Below are 20,286 nucleotides of genomic sequence, written 5' to 3' on the forward strand. Positions count from 1 at the left end.
TCTCACCTCATGAAGAGGGATGTCGGCATCCAGACAGCCAACCAGTGTGGTTTGGGGGTGTGCATCTTTCCGAGCCAGTCCTTGGCCGTCATGAGGTCGGAAGCCATCGAGTCGTAACGACCTTCCCTGCCCGACCAGCGGTCCCTTTCCTCGGCCAAGGCCAGCCGATTCACCGCCTGCGCAGTGGACTCGTCCATGTCCTGGGTCAAGGCGGTCGCCTGGTGGCGAGGCGTGCCATCGGGCCAGGGCAATCCATGGTCAATCCACAGTCCGCGTAGCTCCTGCCAGGTGTCGGCTGCCGACCCGCTCGAGATTCGGCGTCGCGAGATGAGGATGCGGGTGAGCATCGGCAGGACGAGCAGGAGCAGGACGATCAGCGCTCCGAGGAGGAGCGGCCAGTTAACGCCGCCGTGTTCAGTGCTGCTGACGGGAATCGGGCTGCTCGACGCTGTCGGGGTGCTGGACGCCGTGGGAGGCGGCGTCGATGACGTCGATGCGGATGACTGGGCCGAGGGAGTCGGGCTGGTCGACGGGGTCGGAGTGGGAGACTGTGTGGCTGCGGCCTTACGGGTCCAGGCCGGTGCCGGGGCCACCGCGGCAGTCGGCTCGAACCTCACCCATCCGTAGTCCTGGAAGTACAGTTCCGGCCACGCGTGCATCTGGTTGGCACGCACCTTCCAGCTGTCGCCCTTGTGACTCCCGGGGAGGAATCCGATGGAAACCCGTGATGGAATCCCCTCGATGCGGGCCATGAGAGCCATCGACGCGGCGAAGTGAATGCAGTATCCCCGGTGGGTCCGCAGCAAGAAGGTCTCGAGCACCTGGAAGCCATTACCCTCGGGGGCGTTGATGTCGTAATGGAACCGGGAGTCGTCACGTAACCAGTTCTGGATGGCGATGGCCTTGGCCACCGGGGCGGTCTTCCCCCTGACGATTCGGTGTGTCAGCTCCTTGATGTCAGTAGGCGCTGCGTCCGGGACATCGGTGTAGACCGTGCCGTCAGGAATGCCGGCCTTCGCCTCGTCGAAGGTCGCTGGATCAGGGTCCGGCTCCTCGGCGGAGATGCTGTACTGCATGTCGTCAGTCGCGTGGTCGCGATCGGCAGAGGTCGAGACGATCGTCAGACTGTCGGGGTCCCAGGCCCAGGTCTGGTCGACGTCAGCATCGATCGGACCGTAAGGAGCCGGAAGGTACTGCGATGAGAAGCCGTTGACGGTGACGTCGACGGTGCGGGTCTGCGAATGACCGGTCAGTCCCGGAACCTTTCCGGGAGCAGAGTGCTCCAGGTTGACCGGGACGAGTCCCCACCCTCGATCCGTCATCTTGGGCAGAGAGGTCATGCGCAGGTACTCGCCGTCACGACTGTTGGTGATGTAGTCGATCACCGATGCCGTTGACTTGTTGTGGAGGTTGCGGCGCAGATCGATGGTGGGATCACTCATGTGCACCGGGGCCGAGGAGGCTCCTGACGGGCGAGCCAGGTCGACGTGGCCCCACACCGGGGCGATGGTCGCGAGAACCGTCGCGAGGGCGATGGTGATGGCTCCGACGATGACCGCTGACGGTCCGGTCAGTCGGCCGCCGTCGCGCAGTGCGTGATCGACGGCGAGGATGAGGAGCCAGCTGCCTGCGACCAAGGTGAAACTCCACCACGGGGCGTCGCTGGTGGCTGTCAGGACAGCGGGGAGATGTGTTGCCAACAGCGGGGCGAGGGACCAGCCCGGGCTCTCCAAGGTGATGGTGAGCAGATCCGTCACGACGGTGAGGACGCCGACCACTGTCGTCACCAACCAGATGACGCCGATCGACGGAGGCAGCGGGCCGTCGGTTGTCTGGATGAGGGTGATGGTGTCTCGGTAGAGATGCAGGAAGTTGAACGGGAAACTGCCTGACGAACCGGCAGTGGATGCGCAGATTCCTCCCATCACGGCGGCGATGACGAGGACGAGGACGGCTTGTACGCCTTGCACCTCGGCGTGGTCCCAACGATGACGTCGGCACAGCAGGGCTACGGCTTCGATGACGACGATGATGGCCGTCGGTCCGACCCAGTACCAGGGGTCGGCGGTGAGACCCGACAGCGACAGGGTTGCCAGAATCATGGCTAGCGCGACCGCAAGATGGATCGCCACCCCGTGGGAGTACTCGGGTGGCTGCTCGACCGGTCCGAGGAATTCCGAGAGCCGGGATTCAGGCTGGGTAGCGCGACGTGGATTGCTCATGAGATAGCCGTCCTCCCGTCGTGGAGCAGCTGGCGCCATGCTGTCTCGACGGAGGTGCGGGAATTGACGGGGACAACCGTCCACCCGGCGTCGGACAGCTCGGTCAGGGCTCGTTCGTGTTCCGCGGCCTGCTCGACGGTTCCTCGGAACCGCCGGGCCGTGAAGGTGTCGGCGTCGAGGACAAGAGCGAGTCCAGCAACGCGGTCTCGTCTCAGGTCCACGAGATCTGCGACGTCAGCCGATTCCAGCCTGCCGAGGATCGCGATGGCTGGGCCGTCAATTCCACGGCAGGATTCGACCGCCTCATCAAGAGTGATGTCGGGACGTAGCGGTTCGTCGACGAGTGCCTCGAGGAGATCACCGGTGAGAGGACCGGACGAATCGCAGACGTGAGTGACGTATCCGTCCGTCTTGAGCCGAGCGGCTATGGACGCCACTGAGTTGACGGCCCACTCGAAGGAGGCGTTGGGGCCGGTGCCGGCGTGGTGATGAGCGCGGGAGTCCAGCACGACCACCACCGACGGATTCCAGGCCTGCTCCTCACGACGAACCATGAGGTCGCCGCGGTGTGCCGTGGATCGCCAGTGGATACGTCGCACCGAGTCCCCGGTGTGCCAATCGCGCACCATGGCGTCGTCGGGACCACGCCTACCGGCATTGACGGCGGAGGATCTGGCGGCGAAGCCCTGGCTACCGAGCTCTCCAGAAGTGCCCAGATTGACGATTCTCGGTGTCACGACGACTTCCGCTGTCTCCCCGAGGTCGGAGTGGCGACAGGCCATGCCGAAGGGGTCGACGGTACGCATCATGACGGGCCCGATGGTGAATCGGCCACGAGTGGTGGGCACGACGAGCGTCTGAATCATTCCGGCTGACCACCGAGCCTGGCCCAGGGCGGCGGGCAGAGTGTCAGTGAATCGTGCCGCTCCCAGCGGCAATCCTCCACGACGCTCCACCGTCACCGTCTCGACGGCCTCGGACCCCAACGGTATCTGCACCGGAGCCAGACTCCGCGCGGTTCGGACCCGTGGACAAAACCATGCCACGACAGCAATGGCGACCAAGGGCAGCAGGATGAGGAGTATGCCGATCCGGGCCAGGTCCCGTTGATCAATGCTCAAGCCGATGACCGCCAGGACGATGCCGACGATTCCGACGGCACGACCCCTTGCGGTGAGAATCCCCCAGCGGCGAGGGGAGTTCGACGCCGACGGGAAATTCATCGGTCCTGATGGGTTCGCTCGGGCAACGGCACCTGACGCATGATTGAGTTGACGAGGGACTCGGCTGCTCGAGCAGTGTCGTGGCTCGCAACCCCGCTGCGTCCTGAGAGCACCAGACGGTGAGCCAGGACCAGGGCGGCGAGGGCCTGGACGTCGTCAGGAATGACGTAGTCACGACCATTCATGGCAGCGCGAGCGCGACAGGCCCGAACCAGGTGGAGGGCCGCGCGTGGAGACGCCCCCAACCGAATGGATTCGTGACTGCGGGTCGCAGCGACAATGTCCAGGACGTACTCATGGATGTCGGTTGCCACGTGGACTCCGAGAACAGCCGAGATGAGACCCCGAACCGTCACGGCGTCGGTGACCGGGGTGACCTCGTCGAGAGGTGAGGCTGCACCGTGGTGTTCGAGCATGGCGAGCTCGGCGGGGCGAGTCGGGTAGCCCATGGTGATGCGGGCCATGAAGCGGTCTCGCTGAGCCTCCGGCAGGCGGTAGGTGCCCTCCATCTCGAGGGGGTTCTGGGTGGCCACCACCATGAAGGGGGCGTCAAGGACGTGAGTCTGACCATCCGCCGAGACCTGACGCTCGGCCATCGCCTCGAGGAGAGCGGACTGGGTCTTGGGGGAGGCCCGGTTGATCTCGTCACCGACGACGATGTTGGCGAAGATTCCTCCGGGTTTGAAGACGAACTCCCTCTTCTCCTGGTCATAGACACTGACGCCGGTGATGTCGGAGGGCAGCAGGTCCGGAGTGAACTGGATGCGGTGCACGGTGCAGTCAATGGCGCGGCCGAGCGCACAGGCAAGCATCGTCTTGCCGACGCCGGGTACGTCCTCCACCAGGAGATGGCCTTGGGCGAGCAGCACCACGAGGGCGGTGTCGATGCGTCCGTCCTTGCCCTCGATGACCCCGGCCACAGCCGAGCGGATGGCATTCGTGGCGGCCACCACGTCGTCAATCGTCGCTGTTGGGGCTGCGACGTCGCCGAGGGGTTGGGCATGGGCCGGATGGACCGGCTGCAGTTCTTCGTGGCTCAACGGAATCCTCCTTGCGTGCACGGCAGTGGCCGGAGCCCATGCTATCCGGGCCTTCTGACGGTGATGCCCCTCTCGCTGTCGCGGTCCTCCAAACAGGGGCGAACGACTTTCTCGGACTCACATTGACATTTCTGACACCCACTTCACCGCGTCATCACGCGGTGGGAGTGGTGGGAAGTGGAGGTCGAGGAGTTGGGATGGTGACTTAGTGGAGCATTGTGGAGTATGGTGGAGGCAAGTGGAGGAGATCGCCCCGATCGTGGAGCAAGGAGGTGCCCGGTGTTCCTGGGTACGCACACTCCAAAGCTCGACGAAAAAGGCCGCTTCTTCCTACCGGCGAAGTTCCGCGACGAGTTGGACGACGGGTTGGTCATCACCAGAGGCCAGGACAGGTGTCTGGCGATCTACCCGACCGAAACCTTCGTGGAGACGACCCGGGAGATCGCTAAGGGTTCGGTGAGTGTCAAGAAAGTTCGTGACTACCAGCGCATGTTGGCAGCCGGTGCCAGTGACACCACTCCGGACAAGCAAGGGCGGGTCATGATTCCGTCGATGCTGAGGCGCTACGCCGGTCTCGACAAGGAGATCGTCGTGGTGGGTGCGATCACCCGTGTCGAGGTGTGGGACGCCACCGAGTGGGAGAAGTACTCCGAAGCCCAGGAGGAGATCTTCGCCGACATGAACGAGGAGGTCTTCGCCGAACAGTGATCGCGTGATCCGCGGCTCCGGTCCGACCGGGCCCCCTGACACAACTTCCCCTGTGCCAGGTGGTCCAGCCGGAACGGAACCCCGGACCACGGGTCGTCGACACCGGTCGAAGACGTTGCTGGCAGACCATGCCGGGGAGGGGATGCTCATGGCGACCGATGCCATTGCCGGCGATGCCGTTCACATCCCTGTCATGCGCACCCGCATTCTCGACCTTCTCTCCCCAGCCCTCGAGGGCGAGAACCCCGTTCACCTTGATGGCACCCTTGGTATGGGAGGTCACGCCGAAGCTGTTCTGAAACAGTTTCCTCACGTGCGGCTCGTCGGTATCGACCGGGATAAGCAGGCCCTGGCCATGGCGGGTGCGCGACTCGAGCCGTTCGGGGATCGCGTCCATCTCGTCCATGCCGTCCATGACGAGCTCCCCGAAGTCCTCGATGACCTTGGGCTGGGGCACGTGAATTCGGTGCTGCTCGATCTGGGGCTGTCCTCCCTGCAGATCGACGAGGTGGGCCGCGGGTTCTCATACTCCGTCGATTCCCGGCTGGACATGCGCATGGACCAGTCCGGTGGACGTACTGCCGCCGAGATCGTCAACGCATCCGCCCCAGGCGACCTGGTGCGGATCCTGCGCGAGTACGGCGAGGAGAAGTTCGCCGATCGCATCGTGCGGGCCATTGTCGCAGAGCGGGATCGTCAACCCATTGAGACCTCCGGACGCCTCGTCGACATCATCACCGAGGCGATCCCCGCCGCTGTTCGGCACAAGCGCTCGGGGCATCCCGCCAAGCGCACCTTTCAGGCACTGCGTATTGCCGTCAACCGCGAGATGGAGACCCTTCCAGCGGTACTTCCCCGAGCACTCGACCGGCTCGCCGTCGGCGGCCGGATGGCAGTTCTCGCTTACCACTCCCTGGAGGATCGGCCAGTCAAGGAAGTCTTCCGGGACGCTTGCGCCGACACCGCGCCAGCGGGTCTGCCGATGGTCCCGGAGTCAATGGCAGCCAAGTTCAGCCCTGTCACTCGAGGAGCTGAACGTCCTGACGCCGACGAGGTGTCCACGAATCCACGATCCGCGTCAGCACGGTTGCGGGTCATTGAGCGGGTCCGTCCTGGATTCGTTAGTTCTCAGCATGCGACGAAGGAGAGCCGATGAGCGCCGAACCAGCACCGCGTCCCCACCCGGCCAAGGTTGCCGCAGCGCGTACCGCCCCGCTACGTCCGGTGCTGCGAGCCCTGCCACGGCGGGTTCAGCAGCAGAGGATGGGACGGCTCGGCTTCGCCATCCTCATCGTCGTCATGCTGGCTGCCGGGTTGGCCGGTCTCCTGGTGCTCAACACCACAATCCAGGCACAGTCCATGCAGATTGCCCAGGAGACGCGCAATCTCAACGTCCTGCAGCACCAGCAGGCCGTGCTCGGGGCTGAGGTCGATCACTTGCGAGGACCGCAAAACCTGCAGGAAGAGGCCAAGAAGCTCGGCATGAGGCCGAATCCCTACGGCTCTTACATTGATCTGCGCACTGGCAAGGTGATGGGAACCCAGACGAGGGTTGACGGCAAGGAAGCACCAGGACTCATCGGTGAGACGGCCAAGCCAGAGCTGGGTCAGCCGTGAGCGATTTCCGGCGTTCCACGGGTCCGACCCGGCGTCCCGGTTCCGCCCGACCGCCTGCGCCCGGGCGTGGATCCGCGCCATCGCGCCCCGGTTACCGTCCGGGTCGTCCTGCGTCGAGCGCGAGGCCAGCCCCACGGATGGCCTCCCAACGAGGCCGTCTGACGATCATCATGGCGGCATTCCTCGTGCTCGCGATCGGTCTGGCCAGCCGCGCTCTGCAGTTGCAGGCCATCGAGGCTCCTGCGTACGCGGCCTCGGCGGCCGCGCGGATGAAGTACACATACGACCTGCAGCCCGACCGCGGACGGCTCACTGATCGCAATGGCACCGTCATGGCGCAGACTCAGCCGGCCGTGTTGGTATTCGTCGACCCTCGCATGATCTCGCGCAATGGCGTTGACGAGCGGGTCACCATGAGTCGTACCCAGCGGGAGAAAGCCGCTGCAGCCCCCAAGGCGATTGCCAAGATCCTGGCCAAGCACCTCGGCGGACGTCCGGAGGATTACCGCAAGGCTCTCACGGCCACCGACTCCAAGGGCAATCTCAGCCGCTACTCGGTGGTGCGTCACCACGTCGACAGCTACACCTTCGACCTCATCAAGAAGGACATGAAGGAGGGGGAATGGTACGGGATCTTCAGCTCGAATGACCCGATCCGCACCTATCCCTCCGGGAAGGTGGCGTCCAATGTCGTCGGATTCGTCAATGCCGAGGGCAAGGGCGCTGGCGGCTTCGAACACAGCCACGACAAGGCCTTGGCAGGTGTGCCCGGAAAGGAGTCCTACGAAGCTTCGACGTGGGGACGCATCCCGCTGGGATCCAACACCCTCGTTCCTGCCGTCAATGGCACCAGTTACGCTCTGACCCTTGACGCACAGCTACAGCTCATGGCCCAGCAGGCACTGGGCACGGCCATCAAGAACGCCAAGGCCAAGAGTGGCGAGATCATCATGATGGACGTGACGAATGGCGAGGTACTCGCCATGGTGTCGATGCCCACCTTCGACTCGAACAAGCCGGGGAAGGCCAAGGAGAGCCAGACCCGCAATCGGACCATCCAGGATGCCTACGAGCCGGGGTCGGTCCAGAAGGTACTGACGATGGCCGCCCTCACCGACCAGGGAGTCCTCACTCCCGATACCCACATCGTCGTTCCTCCGGCCTTGTCCTCCGGGGGCGGCAAGATCACGGATGCCGAGCCCCACGGCACCGAGCACCTGACCGCTCGCGGTGTTTTCGTGCACTCCTCGAACATCGGGACGACCCTCTTCGCCCGAAACCTCGACAAGGGGACGATGGCCTCCTACCTCAAGTCCTTCGGCCTAGGGGCACCTACCGGGATCGGTCTTCCCGGCGAGGCCCACGGCCAGATTCCCAAACCGGACATGCCCGACTACACCCGTGACCAGGTGGCCTTTGGCCAGGGGTTGTCGGTGACCGCGATCCAGGAGGCTGCTGCGGTGGCTGGCATCGTCAACGGTGGTGTATACCACTCCCCGACGATCATCAAATCAGCTGTCGACGGTCACGGTGAACCTGCTGAGATCCCTGACACGACGACCCGCCGAGTGATCTCCCAGCAGGCTTCCGAGCAGGTCCGCGACATGATGGAGAACGTCGTCTCGACGGCCAAGGGCCGACCGATCCCGGATTACCGAATGGGGGGAAAGACGGGTACTGCGCAGCGTGTTGACCCGCAATGCCACTGCTATCGCGGTTACATCTCCTCATTCATCGCCGTCGCTCCCATCGAGAAGCCGCGTATTCTCACCTATGTCGTCATCAACCAGCCCACCAACGGACACACAGGTACGGAGGTGGCGCAGCCGGCGGCGCGGCAACTGATGTCCGTCGCCCTGCCGCGCTACGGTGTGCAACCGTCCACCGACAAAGCGCGCAAGGAACCCTTGGAGTACCAGCCGTGAGCCCTGAACCCACTCCCACCCTCACATCACCTGCAGACACCGCCCTGCGGCCTTCGGAGGTGAATTCCATTGCGTGGGGTGATCTGGTGGCCGAGCTCGACGGGTGTCGGGCCGATGAGAACGGTCCTGCGATCAGCGGGATCACCCTGGACTCCCGTCAGGTACGTCACGGCGACTTGTACGTCGGTCTGCACGGTCTCCACGCCCATGGGGCTCGATTCGCTGGCTCGGCAGCACAGTCCGGTGCGGTGGCAGTCCTCACTGACGACGAGGGTGCGACCCTCGCTGCGGATGCCGGTGTGCCGATCATCGTCGTCCCGGATCCCCGGGCTGCGATGGCGGTCGCGGCTGCCAAGATCTTCGGCCATCCCGCTGATGCCATGACGATGTTCGGTGTCACTGGTACCAATGGCAAGACGACGACGGCCTTCCTGGTGGAGGCAGGTCTGCGAGCTGCTGGACGCCACGTCGGGACGATCGGGACGATTGGGTTCCAGCTCGACGGTGTCGAGTTGCCGAGCGCTCGTACCACAGTGACGACCCCGGAAGCTCCGGATCTCCAAGGTCTCTTCGGCGCCATGGCTGAGAGGGGAGCGACCGACGTCGTCATGGAGGTCTCCTCCCACGCCCTCGCCCTGCAACGGGTCGACGGCACCCGTTTCGATGTCGCTGCCTTCACCAACCTCGGTCGCGATCATCTTGACTTCCACAAGACCCTCGATGATTACTTCGAGGCCAAGGCTCGTCTGTTCACCTCGAACCTGGCCCGGCTCGGCGTCATCAACGTTGACGACCCGCGTGGACGTCAACTCGTCGAGAGGATGCAGGCCAGTGGCGTCACGGCCGTGACGACGTCGATCCACGAACCCTCCGACTATCAGGTGACGTCGTGGCATCCGGGACCGCACGGGGCCGTCCTCGAGGTCACGACCCCGTCGGGGGAGCGCACTCTCGAATTGTCCCTGCCCGGTGAGTTCAACGTCCGCAACGCGGTCATGGCCCTGGCAATGCTGGAGGCCGCAGGGCTCTCCTTCGACGAGGTTGCGCACGGATTGTCGTCTGCTCAGGTGCCAGGTCGGATGGAGCGCGTCGACCTCGGCCCTGACTCACCGACCGCTCTGGTCGACTTCGCGCACACTCCGCAGGCGATTGCCTCCGCCCTTGATGCGGCACGGTCCTCGGTCGACGGGGGGCGTCTCATCGCCGTCCTGGGTGCTGGGGGAGACCGTGACGCCGCCAAGCGTGGCCCCATGGGTGATGTTGCGGCTGAGAGGGCCGACGTCGTCATCATCACCGACGACAACCCACGTACTGAGGATCCGGCAACGATCCGCGCAGCGGTGTTGGAGGGTGCCCACGAGGCCGCCGAGGATGGTGTCATCGTCGTCGATGGCGGACGCCGTCGTGAGGCGATCAACGAGGCCTTGAGAATGGCCGAGGTCGGAGACGTCATCTGCGTGCTCGGCAAGGGGCACGAGACCGGACAACATGTTGGCGGCGAGGTGCTGCCATTCGACGATCGTGAGGTCATCCGAGCTGAATGGCGCACCATGGCTCGGCAGGCCGAGGAGGATCAGACCCGATGAGAGTTGTCGACATTGCCACCCTTTCCCCATGGGTCGGGGCCGAACCGGTTGACGGCTCTGCACAGGTGGGCCCCGACGTCGTCATCGACACCCGTGAGGTGACTCCGGGGGCTCTCTTCGTCGCTCTGCCTGGCGCCCGGGCGGACGGACACGACTTCACGGAGGCTGCTCAGGAAGCTGGCGCGGCTGCCGTGATGGGTACGCGCGCCACCGACGCCCAGTTGCCGCACCTCATCGTTGACGACGGCCAGGCCGGACTGTCTCGATTGGCCCGTCACGTCGTGGGCACCGAACGATGCCGTGGTCTGCGGACCATTGCTCTCACTGGGTCCAGCGGCAAGACGAGCACCAAGGACATGCTGGCCCAGGTTCTCGAGGCCTTTGGCCCGACGGTGGCTCCGGTGGGGTCGTTCAACAATGAGATCGGCGTGCCCCTAACGGCATGCCGCGTCAACGAGGAGACCGCATTCCTCGTCTCCGAGATGGGGGCTCGCGGACTCGGCCACATTTCGTGGCTGACCTCCATCGTCACCCCCGACGTCGCCATGGTCCTCAACATCGGGACCGCCCACCTGGGCGAGTTCGGATCCCGTGAGGTCATCGCCCGGGCCAAGGGCGAAATCGTCGAGGCTCTCAGCTCTGACGGCTGGGCTGTCCTCAATGCTGCCGATGAACTGGTGGCTGGGATGGCCCCGCGGACCAGTGGCCATATCGCATGGTTCAGCCCTGATGCCGATCACCGGCGCCCGGATGCCGAGGTCGAGGTGTGGGCGGAGTCGATCACTTCTGACGATCTGGATCGTCACTCCTTCACCCTGGGTGTTCGCAGGGGCGAGTCGACCTGGACCAGTCGGGTCCGGTTGACGACGATGGGGGCCCACCAGGTCGCCAATGCTGTTGCCGCCACTGCTGCAGCGCTGGCAGCTCTGGAGCTCAATGGCGCTGTCGACGGGGACACTGTCGGTCGCATTGCCGAGGCCTTGAGCAAGGCTGTGTCGCGGTCTGCCATGAGGATGCAGTTGCGTGAGCGAGCTGATGGCCTGGTGCTGGTTGAGGACTGTTACAACGCCAACCCTGACTCGATGGCTGCTTCCTTGAAAGCCATGGGTCACGTCCTCGCGACTCGCCGGGCCGCTGATCCCCAAACCCGTGGCATCGCTGTGCTTGGCGACATGCTTGAGCTCGGCAAGGATTCCCCTGAACTCAATGCCGAATCAGGTCGACGTGCTGCTCAGGTCGGGTTTGACGTCGTCATCGCGGTCGGTGACGAGGCCGAGAACATTGCTGCCGGCGCGTGCGCAGAAGGCGCACATGTGTTCGTCACCACCGTGGAAGAGGCTGCTGAGTCGCTAAGTTGGACCTCGCACGATGTCGTTCTCCTCAAAGCATCCCGAGGCCTGGCGCTGGAACGGGTGGGGCGCGCTGTGTTCGAGGATAGGGAGGCTCAGGCGTGAAGAACATCCTGCTCGCCGGCGCGGTGTCGATGATCGGCACCCTTGTCGGCACGCGATGGTTCATCCACTGGCTCGCCGCAAGAGGATACGGCCAGTTCATTCGCGACGACGGCCCGACCACCCACAAGACGAAGAAGGGCACCCCGACCATGGGCGGTGCCGTCATCATTGTGTCGGTCCTGTTTGCCTACATCGTCGCGCATCTGGTGACCTGGACCCACCCGACTCTCTCAGCCGTAATGGTCCTCTGGCTCTTCGCCGGTCTGGGATTCATCGGATTCCTCGATGACTGGACGAAGATCTCCAAACAGCGCTCATTGGGCCTCAAACCCAGGGGAAAACTGCTTGGACAGGCGTTTGTTGCCGTCACCTTCGCCATCGGAGTGATGTACTTCCCGGATACCCACGGAGTCACTCCGGGTTCCTCGGCGATCTCATTCCTGCGCGACATCTCCTGGCTTCATCTGCCTGTCTGGTTGGGCATCATCTGGGTGATCCTGCTCATTGCTGGTAGTTCCAATGCGGTGAACCTCACCGACGGCCTGGACGGGTTGGCGACGGGGGCCACCACCATGGTCTTCGGCGCCTACACCTTGCTGAGCATCTGGCAGTTCAACCAGTGGTGTTCGCGTCCGACTACTGCCGGCAACCATTGCTACGCGGTGCGTGATCCGCACGACATCGCCGTGGTGGCCATTGCCATCGCAGGAGCCTGTTTCGGTTTCCTGTGGTGGAATGCGAAGCCGGCCAAGATCTTCCTTGGTGACACCGGGTCCCTGGCTCTCGGTGGCGCTGTTGCGGGTATGGCTGTCGTCAGCCGTACCGAATTGCTGTTGGTCATCATCGGCGCACTGTTCGTCATCGAGACGATCTCGGTGATGCTCCAGGTGAGTGTGTTCAAACTCACCGGTGGAAAACGAGTTTTCAAGATGGCCCCGTTGCATCACCACTTCGAGTTGAAGGGGTGGGCTGAGGTGACCGTGGTCATCAGGTTCTGGATCATTTGCGGTCTGGCCGTGTCGGCCGGCCTGGGAATCTTCTACGCAGAATGGGTGGCGGGACAGTGACGTTCTCCGGAAAGGTTGATCTGAGCTCGGCCGACCGGCTGTTCGACTGGTCGGGAGTACACGTCGTCGTCGCCGGTCTGGGTACTTCTGGTTACGCCGCTGCCGACGCCCTGCTCGAGCTCGATGCCACGGTGCTCGTGCTCGACGACTCCGACGACGATGGTCATCGCGACAAAGGCGGGCTGCTCGAGGTGCTCGGTGCCGAGGTGCGACTGGGGGCCGGGGCGGCAGCTGAACTTCCTGAGGGCACCGACCTCGTCATCGTGTCCCCGGGGTGGCGTCCGATCCAGTCCTTGGTGGCCAGTGCTCTACTCCAGGGGATTCCAGTCTGGGGAGAGCCAGAACTGGCCTGGCGTCTCATGCATCCGGACCGCGTCGTCCCGTGGCTTGCCATCACTGGCACCAATGGCAAGACGACGACCACCCAGATGACCGAGTCCATTCTCAACGCGGCGGGGTTGCGAGCCTGCGCCGTCGGTAACATCGGTCGGCCCATCCTGGAGGCGATGGCCGACGAGATCGACTACGACGTCTTCGCCGTGGAGCTTTCCAGCTTCCAGCTGCACTGGTCGAATTCCCTCTCCCTGCACTCGGCTGCCGTCCTGAATCTGCAGCAGGATCATTTGGAGTGGTATGCCCACGAGGATGACCCCTTCGCCTCCTATGCGGCTGACAAGGCTCGGATCTATCACCAGGTGACGAATTCCTGCGTCTACAATGTCGCCGACCCCGCGACCGAGCACATGGTCGAGGAGGCAGATGTCGTCGAGGGAGCTCGCGCCATCGGCTTCACTACCGGAATCCCCGGCCCCTCCATGATCGGTGTCGTCGATGATCTCATCGTCGACCGTGCCTTCGTCGACCAGCGGGCGACCTCCGCCATGGAGCTGGCCCACCTCGATGACGTCCGTCCTTTCGCCCCACACAATGTCGAGAACGCCTTGGCGGCAGCTGCCCTGACTCGCTCCTTCGATGTGCCGGCCCGCGCCGTGGGTCAGGGTCTGCGCGACCTCCACCTTGGCGGGCACCGGATCGAGACCGTCCATAAAGCTGGTGGCATCACCTGGGTCGACGACTCCAAGGCCACCAACCCTCACGCCGCGAACTCCTCGATGCGCGCCTTCGAGCACATCGTGTGGATCGCCGGAGGCCAGGCCAAGGGCACCAACTTTGACGACCTGGTCACCACCCACGCCGAGAAGCTGCGCGGAGCCATCGTGCTGGGAACCGACCGTGACGTCGTCGCCAAGTCCTTGGCCGAGCACGCCCCGCATGTCCCCGTCGTCGTCATCGATGACATGTCGCGAGAATGCATGGCCAAGGCAGTTCGCGAGGCGGCCGAGATGGCCCGCGCCGGCGACACCGTCTTGATGGCTCCGGGGTGCGCGAGCCTCGACATTTGGCCTGGATATGCTGCCCGCGGTGACGACTTCGTCAGCGCGGCACGACAGATTGACGGGCCGGATGCTGATGGCTGAGAAGTCGGTCGACACCCGGACTCCTCGGCAGATGAATGGAGCCCGACGCCGGACCCCCGCCAGCTGGCTGACACACTTCCTGCGACTCGACAGCGGTGACGGATCCTCAGGTGGCTTGCTGACTCAACCCTTCCTGGATTACTACGTCATCCTCGCCACCACCGTGCTGCTGTGCGGCATCGGAGCGTTGATGGGGTTGTCCTCGTCCTCGGTGTACTCCCAGTCGCTCGGACGCGGGCCCTACCACTTCGCCATTCGCCAGATCCTCTTCCTCGTCGTCGGAGCGATTGCCTCGGCGGTGGTGTCCCGGTTGTCGGAAGCACATCTGCGCCAACTCGGCGGGCTGACCTACGCCGTCGTCTGCCTGATGCTCGTAATGGTGCTGACCCCCCTGGGATCGGACGCTGGCAAGGGGAACCAGTCGTGGCTGGCTCTCGGCCCGGTCAGCCTGCAGCCCTCGGAGTTCGCGAAGTTCGCGCTGGTCCTCATCGGGGCCAGCTACATGGCGTCGCGTCGAGACGAGATGGCGACGTCCAAAGGCGTGGGCATTTATCTTGCGCTGTATGGGGTCATCGGGTTGCTGGTCGTCGCTCAGGGAGACCTTGGGACGACGATGATCATCGGACTCATCATGTTGGCGCAGATGTGGGGATTCGGCGTGCCGAAACGTTATTTGGGCGCTCTCATCGGTCTGGGCCTGCTGGCGATCCTGATGCTCATCGCGATCACTCCCTACCGAGCTCAGCGCGTGCTGTCCTTCCTGCATCCTGACAATGGCGCGACGACCTCCCAGCAGCCGCTCTCGGCGATCTACGCCCTGGCGACCGGTGGCTGGTGGGGGGTCGGCATCGGTGCGTCCCGTCAGAAGTGGGGAGGACTCTACGACGGTGCGCAGAACGACTTCGTCTTCGCCGTCCTCGGTGAGGAGATGGGTCTGCTCGGCACCCTCGGCGTGATCCTGCTGTTTACCCTGCTCGTGTGGGCAGGAGTGAGGACGGCGATGCGCCAGGACTCTCTCTTCCGTCGTTCGGCCGCATCGACGGCCACCGCATGGATTGCGGCCCAGGCGATCATCAACATGTCTGTCTCACTGAATCTGTTGCCGGTCGTCGGCGTGCCGCTTCCTTTCATCTCTATCGGTGGATCGGCCTTGGTGTCGGTGTTGTTGGCGGTCGGCATCATCTTGGCGTGTGCCCGTACCGAGCCAGACGCTCGGCGCAGTACTGAGGCTTCCCGACGCACTGAGCCCGCCCGTGTGACGAGTGTCGTCGACGGAGGTAATCGTGGCTGATCTCGACGCCATATCCCATTCCCCCGAGGAGTACCCATGGTGAACGTTGTTCTGGCTGGCGGAGGAACGGCTGGCCACACATCTCCCCTTATTGCCACCGCGAAGGCTCTGCAGGAGCGTGGCGTCACGGTCTCCTGCATCGGGACGCCGAAGGGTCTTGAGGGACGAGTGATCCCCGAGGCCGGTCTCGAGCTCGACATGATTCCTCCGGTGCCGCTGCCGCGCACGGTGAACGCGGATCTGTTCAAGGTTCCTGGTCGGTTGGCCGGAGCGGTACGGAAGGCAGGTGCGGTGCTCAAGCAGCGCCGGGCTGATGTGGTCGTTGGCTTCGGCGGTTACGTCTCGTTGCCTGCATACCTGGCTGCCAGGAAAGCCAGGATCCCCGTCGTCATTCACGAGCAGAACGCTGTTCCCGGGCTGGCGAACAAGATCGCCGCGCGGTTTGCGGTTTTCGTCGGTACGGCGTTCCCCGACACCCCGTTGCCGAAGGGCACCTTCGTCGGTATGCCGCTGCGCACGCAGATCACTGACCTGGCAGACTCCAGCGACGCGGATCGAGCCGGGCGTTGTGCCCGCGCTCGCGCCGATCTGGGACTGGACACCGACCGTCCCACCCTGCTTGTCTCCGGAGGATCTCAGGGAGCGGTCGCCATCAATGACGCCGTCGTCGCAGCACGTGACACCCTCCTTGCCGACGGTGTGCAAATCCTCCACGTCGTGGGCCCGAAGAACATCAAGGGCAACACCAAGATCGTTGATGAAACGACGGGAGCTGCCTGGCTGCCGGTCGGATATGTTGACGACATGGCCAGTGCGTACGCGGCTGCCGACCTGATGGTGGCTCGTTCCGGAGCTGGAACAGTGGTGGAGACCGCGACCGTCGGCCTGCCGACGATCTACGTTCCATTGCCACACGGCAATGGCGAACAGGCGCGCAATGCCACCTCGGCCGTTGACGCCGGGGCTGGTGTCGTCGTCACGAACGCGGAACTGGATGCCCAGCGGCTCCTCGCCGAGACCGCGCGTATCCATGACGCCGATGCGCTGACCAGAATGTCAGCTGCCGGACGGGGACTCATGCCTGCCCATGCCGCTGAGGAGATGGCGGCACGGGTGATCTCGGCCACCAATTCGAAGTGATCGACCCGACGACTGTTCGAGGAGAAAACTCATGTCATTGCGGGAACCTGTCGAGCTGCTCGGCCCCAGCACCATTGGGCCGGTTCACTTCATCGCCATCGGCGGAGCCGGAATGAGCGGTGTGGCGCGGATCTACCACGACATGGGAGTGGACGTTCGCGGCTCCGACCAGGTCGATTCAGCCAACCTGCGTGATCTGGCAGCTGCTGGGGTCCAGACCTGGGTGGGCCATGACCCTGCCCATCTGGCCGGGGCTCGCACGGTCGTGGTCTCCTCGGCGATCCGTCCTGACAATCCGGAGCTGGTGGAGGCCAATCGTCTCGGCCTGCGCGTCTGGCACCGCTCGGCCGCTCTGGCTGCCCTCATGTTGGGTCGTGAGGGTGTCTCGATCGCCGGTACCCATGGCAAGACGACGACCACCGGAATGGTCGCCACCATGCTCGATCATGCCGGAGCTGATCCGTCCTACGTCATCGGTTCACCGCTGGCATCCACCGGAGAGTCGGCCCACCTGGGTGGGGGGGAGGTCTTCGTCGTCGAGGCTGACGAGTCCGACGGCTCCTTCCTGCAGTACCCCAGCCAGATCGTCGTCGTCACCAATGTGGAAGCTGACCACCTCGACAACTGGGGCACCCCGCAGGCTTACTTCGATGGCTTCATCTCGATGGCAACCCGCCCCGAGGTGCGCTATGTCGTCACCAATGTCGATGATCCGGGGGCGGCCGAGCTGGCGGTTCGCCTGGAGAGCACCGGAACGGTCAAGGTGGTCACCTACGGTGAGTCGGAGCAGGCAGAGGTCCAGCTCGTCGACCTCGACCTGGAGGGCACGACGGCCTCGGCCACCCTCGTCCACGGGTCCACCCGGGGTCGCACCGAACTCCAGGTTCCCGGCCGCTACAACGTCTCCAACGCTGCTGCCGCCTACTGCGTCGGCTCCCTGCTGGGGATTGACCATGACGAACTCCTGACGGGAATTGGCGCCTTCACAGGTACCCTGCGGCGCTTCCAGCTGGTGGGATGCGTCGGTGACGTGGCAGTCTTCGACGATTACGCCCACCATCCGACCGAGCTGCGCGCCACTCTCGGGGCTGCTCGCCGCGCAGTGACCGGACAGGGGAGGGTCATCGCCTGTTTCCAGCCTCATCTGTTCTCCCGTACCCGGGACTTCGCCGAGGAGTTCGGCCAGGCCCTCACCCTGGCTGACCGCGTCATCGTCTCTGACGTGTACCCCGCCCGGGAGGACCCGATTCCTGGGGTCACGGGCGAGATGGTGCACGATGCGGTCATCGCGGCAGGTGGTGATTCCCGCTACGTTCCTGACAAGCAGGACCTCCCGGAGGCTCTTGCCGAAGAGGTGCGGCCCGGCGACCTCGTCATCACCCTGGGAGCTGGAGACGTCACCTTGGTGGGTCCAGTTCTGGTGGGATTGCTGGAGGACAAGTCCTGATGCCGGTTTCCGACATCAACGTTGCCATCGAGTTGCGACGCCGACGCCGCCGACGTCGCAACCAGATCATCGCAGGAATCGTCGCTGCGGTGGTGGTCCTCATCCTGGTGGCGATCTGGGTGGTGCGCAGTTCCTCCGTGTTCAGCGTCGACACCGTCGAGGTTCACGGAACGCATCTGGTCACGGTCTCCCAGGTCGAGCAGGCCGCCAAGGTGCAGAAAGGCCAGCCCCTGGCGCGGGTCAACACTGACGAGGTCGTTGCTCGCGTCACCTCGATGGACATCGTCCACCAGGCTGAGGTGCACCGGAAGTGGCCTCACACCCTCGTCATCGACGTCACCGAGTTGAAGGTCTCGTATCAGGTGAAGACTCCGGGGGGATACCTGTGGATTGACCCCACCGGGGCGATCTTCAACCGGACGGCCAAGCCGACCCCGAAGGTGGTGTGGGCCACGACGTCGTCGGGCAATCGTGCCCTGCTGCGCGACGTCGCAACCGTGGCTGATTCCTTCCCCGTCGAGCTGAGGCGACAGGTCGACCACGTCGAGGCCAAGTCTCGTGACGCCATCGTCGTGGTGTTGTCCGGTAAGCGGACGGTGGTGTGGGGATCGGCGGATCAGTCCGAGCTCAAGGGCAAGGTCACCGCCGCGATGCTCAATGTCAAGGCAACCCGTTTCGACGTCTCATCCCCGGAGCATCCGACCTCTCGGTGAGCAGTCTCAAGCCGGGGTTGAGGGTCGAGGTCAAGGTGGCCTACGGCGTTGGACACCCCTCTGACGTGCTCATACCCTTGCCCTAGACCGGTCCGTCAGACAAGAGTGAGGCAGAACTCCAGTGGCTATTCCATCCCAGAACTACCTCGCCGTGATCAAGGTCGTGGGGGTAGGCGGTGGCGGCTGCAATGCCGTTAACCGCATGATCGAGGCGGGACTCAAGGGAGTTGAGTTCCTCGCCGTCAACACCGATGCCCAGGCCCTCCTCACGAGCGATGCCGACGTCAAACTCGACATCGGCAGGGACCTCACCCGAGGACTGGGTGCAGGTGCGGACCCTGACAAGGGACGTCAGGCTGCCGAGGATCACGCTGACGAGATCGAGGAGTCCCTCAAGGGCGCCGACATGGTCTTCGTCACCGCCGGTGAGGGCGGTGGGACTGGCACAGGTGCTGCTCCCGTCGTCGCCAAGATTGCTCGTTCCCTCGGGGCCCTGACCATTGGTGTCGTGACCCGCCCGTTCTCCTTCGAGGGCCACCGCCGTTCGTCCCAGGCCGAGTCCGGTATCGGCAATCTGCGCGACGAGGTCGACACCCTCATCGTCATTCCCAACGACAAGTTGTTGGATATGACGGACCAGCAGATCGCCATCCTGGACGCCTTCAAACAGGCCGACCAGGTGCTGATGCAAGGTGTTTCCGGCATTACCGACCTCATCACGACGCCGGGTCAGATCAACTTGGACTTCGCCGACGTCAAGTCGGTCATGTCGAACGCCGGATCGGCCCTCATGGGCATCGGACGTGCCTCTGGCGAGGACCGCGCCCGTGCTGCCGCCGAGATGGCCATCTCGTCCCCGCTGCTCGAGGTGTCCATCGACGGTGCTCGCGGCGTACTGCTGTCCATCGCCGGTGGCTCCGACCTCGGTCTGTTCGAGGTCGCCAGTGCGGCCAATCTCATCGAGGCCGCCGCTCACGACGAGGCCAACATCATCTTCGGCACCATCATCGACGATGCCCTCGGCGATGAGGTGCGCGTCACGGTCATCGCGGCCGGGTTCGAGAATGGCCAGCCCACCAGCACCAAGCAACCTGGCATCAGCCAGCGTCCGGCCTCCCGTCCGGCAATGAGTAATCGTTCCTCGGCAGGAGTCTTTGGTACCGGGGCAGCCCCGTCCGGATCTGCCTCCAGCGCGAACCGTCAGGGCAGCGGCAACCAGCAGCCGACCCCGATTCGTCCGCAGACCCAGGGCAGCCCGTTCGGTCATCGTCCCTCCCAGCCGGAGCAGTTGAACCAGCCGGTCCAGCAGCAGGACGAGCGTCCGCAGGTCGATGAGCCCGAGGATGATCTGGATATCCCCGACTTCTTGAAGTGA

The 20,286-nt window shown here is 64.3% G+C and carries 16 protein-coding genes; 13 read left to right on the forward strand and 3 right to left on the reverse strand.

The window, feature by feature from the left end; translation table 11 throughout:
* Positions 1–2 precede the first annotated feature (2 nt).
* From AC6I1W_RS06640 to AC6I1W_RS06650, 3 genes are read right to left on the reverse strand one after another with little or no spacing between them, the layout of a single operon-like run.
* Complete coding sequence (locus tag AC6I1W_RS06640) at positions 3–2,222, reverse strand: transglutaminase TgpA family protein (RefSeq protein WP_117189293.1); 2,220 nt, start codon at positions 2,220–2,222, stop codon at positions 3–5.
* Positions 2,219–3,445, reverse strand: coding sequence for a DUF58 domain-containing protein (locus AC6I1W_RS06645; protein WP_270235780.1), 1,227 nt, complete (start codon positions 3,443–3,445; stop codon positions 2,219–2,221). Before AC6I1W_RS06645 ends, AC6I1W_RS06640 begins: the two co-directional genes overlap by 4 nt.
* Positions 3,442–4,485 carry an AAA family ATPase gene (locus tag AC6I1W_RS06650; protein ID WP_416241588.1) on the reverse strand — a complete coding sequence of 348 codons (1,044 nt, stop codon included), beginning with the start codon at positions 4,483–4,485 and terminating at the stop codon, positions 3,442–3,444. The genes AC6I1W_RS06645 and AC6I1W_RS06650 overlap by 4 nt, the downstream gene beginning before the upstream one ends.
* A gap of 279 nt (positions 4,486–4,764) precedes the next feature.
* On the opposite strand from AC6I1W_RS06650, the gene mraZ reads away from it, so the two are divergent.
* The 13 genes from mraZ to ftsZ all read left to right on the forward strand — a co-directional run bounded on the left by mraZ (position 4,765) and on the right by ftsZ (position 20,286).
* The gene (gene mraZ, locus AC6I1W_RS06655; protein WP_015583001.1) at positions 4,765–5,193 is read left to right on the forward strand and encodes a division/cell wall cluster transcriptional repressor MraZ; all 429 of its coding nucleotides are present in this window, start codon (positions 4,765–4,767) and stop codon (positions 5,191–5,193) included.
* Between the two features lie 142 nt (positions 5,194–5,335).
* Entirely contained in the window at positions 5,336–6,349 is a 1,014-nt protein-coding gene (rsmH, locus tag AC6I1W_RS06660; protein WP_065673930.1) for a 16S rRNA (cytosine(1402)-N(4))-methyltransferase RsmH, read from the forward strand.
* Positions 6,350–6,456: 107 nt separating this feature from the next.
* Positions 6,457–6,810 (forward strand): cell division protein FtsL, encoded by a 354-nt coding sequence (ftsL, locus tag AC6I1W_RS06665; protein WP_036976532.1) that lies wholly within the window; start codon positions 6,457–6,459, stop codon positions 6,808–6,810.
* A 137-nt stretch (positions 6,811–6,947) separates the two neighbouring features.
* Positions 6,948–8,735, forward strand: a complete 1,788-nt coding sequence (locus AC6I1W_RS06670; RefSeq protein ID WP_021108643.1) for a peptidoglycan D,D-transpeptidase FtsI family protein — start codon at positions 6,948–6,950, stop codon at positions 8,733–8,735.
* Positions 8,732–10,321, forward strand: coding sequence for a UDP-N-acetylmuramoyl-L-alanyl-D-glutamate--2,6-diaminopimelate ligase (locus AC6I1W_RS06675; protein WP_463668665.1), 1,590 nt, complete (start codon positions 8,732–8,734; stop codon positions 10,319–10,321). The genes AC6I1W_RS06670 and AC6I1W_RS06675 overlap by 4 nt, the downstream gene beginning before the upstream one ends.
* Positions 10,318–11,775 carry a UDP-N-acetylmuramoyl-tripeptide--D-alanyl-D-alanine ligase gene (locus tag AC6I1W_RS06680; protein WP_270235785.1) on the forward strand — a complete coding sequence of 486 codons (1,458 nt, stop codon included), beginning with the start codon at positions 10,318–10,320 and terminating at the stop codon, positions 11,773–11,775. The genes AC6I1W_RS06675 and AC6I1W_RS06680 overlap by 4 nt, the downstream gene beginning before the upstream one ends.
* Complete coding sequence (gene mraY, locus AC6I1W_RS06685) at positions 11,772–12,842, forward strand: phospho-N-acetylmuramoyl-pentapeptide-transferase (protein WP_270235786.1); 1,071 nt, start codon at positions 11,772–11,774, stop codon at positions 12,840–12,842. Before AC6I1W_RS06680 ends, mraY begins: the two co-directional genes overlap by 4 nt.
* Entirely contained in the window at positions 12,824–14,320 is a 1,497-nt protein-coding gene (murD, locus tag AC6I1W_RS06690; protein ID WP_270235788.1) for a UDP-N-acetylmuramoyl-L-alanine--D-glutamate ligase, read from the forward strand. Before mraY ends, murD begins: the two co-directional genes overlap by 19 nt.
* 115 nt (positions 14,321–14,435) lie before the next feature.
* Entirely contained in the window at positions 14,436–15,611 is a 1,176-nt protein-coding gene (gene ftsW, locus AC6I1W_RS06695) for a putative lipid II flippase FtsW (RefSeq protein ID WP_171048592.1), read from the forward strand.
* A gap of 36 nt (positions 15,612–15,647) precedes the next feature.
* Positions 15,648–16,751 (forward strand): undecaprenyldiphospho-muramoylpentapeptide beta-N-acetylglucosaminyltransferase, encoded by a 1,104-nt coding sequence (gene murG, locus AC6I1W_RS06700; protein ID WP_065673933.1) that lies wholly within the window; start codon positions 15,648–15,650, stop codon positions 16,749–16,751.
* Between the two features lie 31 nt (positions 16,752–16,782).
* Positions 16,783–18,198: a UDP-N-acetylmuramate--L-alanine ligase gene (gene murC, locus AC6I1W_RS06705; protein ID WP_117189290.1), complete on the forward strand. Its 1,416-nt coding sequence runs from the start codon at positions 16,783–16,785 to the stop codon at positions 18,196–18,198.
* Positions 18,198–18,911, forward strand: a complete 714-nt coding sequence (locus tag AC6I1W_RS06710) for a cell division protein FtsQ/DivIB (RefSeq protein WP_004811798.1) — start codon at positions 18,198–18,200, stop codon at positions 18,909–18,911. Before murC ends, AC6I1W_RS06710 begins: the two co-directional genes overlap by 1 nt.
* Before the next feature lie 121 nt (positions 18,912–19,032).
* On the forward strand, positions 19,033–20,286 hold the full coding sequence (gene ftsZ / locus AC6I1W_RS06715; RefSeq protein ID WP_004811797.1) for a cell division protein FtsZ: 1,254 nt from the start codon (positions 19,033–19,035) through the stop codon (positions 20,284–20,286).

This window comes from Cutibacterium sp. KB22876 (genome assembly GCF_059728865.1).

Coding starts and splice junctions, on each gene's coding strand:
- AC6I1W_RS06640 (WP_117189293.1), bottom strand. CDS start 2,222: ATGAGCAATCCACGTCGCGCTACCCAGCCTGAATCCCGGCTCTCGGAA.
- rsmH (WP_065673930.1), top strand. CDS start 5,336: ATGCTCATGGCGACCGATGCCATTGCCGGCGATGCCGTTCACATCCCT.
- AC6I1W_RS06670 (WP_021108643.1), top strand. CDS start 6,948: ATGGCCTCCCAACGAGGCCGTCTGACGATCATCATGGCGGCATTCCTC.
- murG (WP_065673933.1), top strand. CDS start 15,648: ATGGTGAACGTTGTTCTGGCTGGCGGAGGAACGGCTGGCCACACATCT.
- AC6I1W_RS06710 (WP_004811798.1), top strand. CDS start 18,198: ATGCCGGTTTCCGACATCAACGTTGCCATCGAGTTGCGACGCCGACGC.
- ftsL (WP_036976532.1), top strand. CDS start 6,457: ATGGGACGGCTCGGCTTCGCCATCCTCATCGTCGTCATGCTGGCTGCC.
- murC (WP_117189290.1), top strand. CDS start 16,783: ATGTCATTGCGGGAACCTGTCGAGCTGCTCGGCCCCAGCACCATTGGG.
- murD (WP_270235788.1), top strand. CDS start 12,824: ATGGGTGGCGGGACAGTGACGTTCTCCGGAAAGGTTGATCTGAGCTCG.
- AC6I1W_RS06645 (WP_270235780.1), bottom strand. CDS start 3,445: ATGAATTTCCCGTCGGCGTCGAACTCCCCTCGCCGCTGGGGGATTCTC.
- AC6I1W_RS06680 (WP_270235785.1), top strand. CDS start 10,318: ATGAGAGTTGTCGACATTGCCACCCTTTCCCCATGGGTCGGGGCCGAA.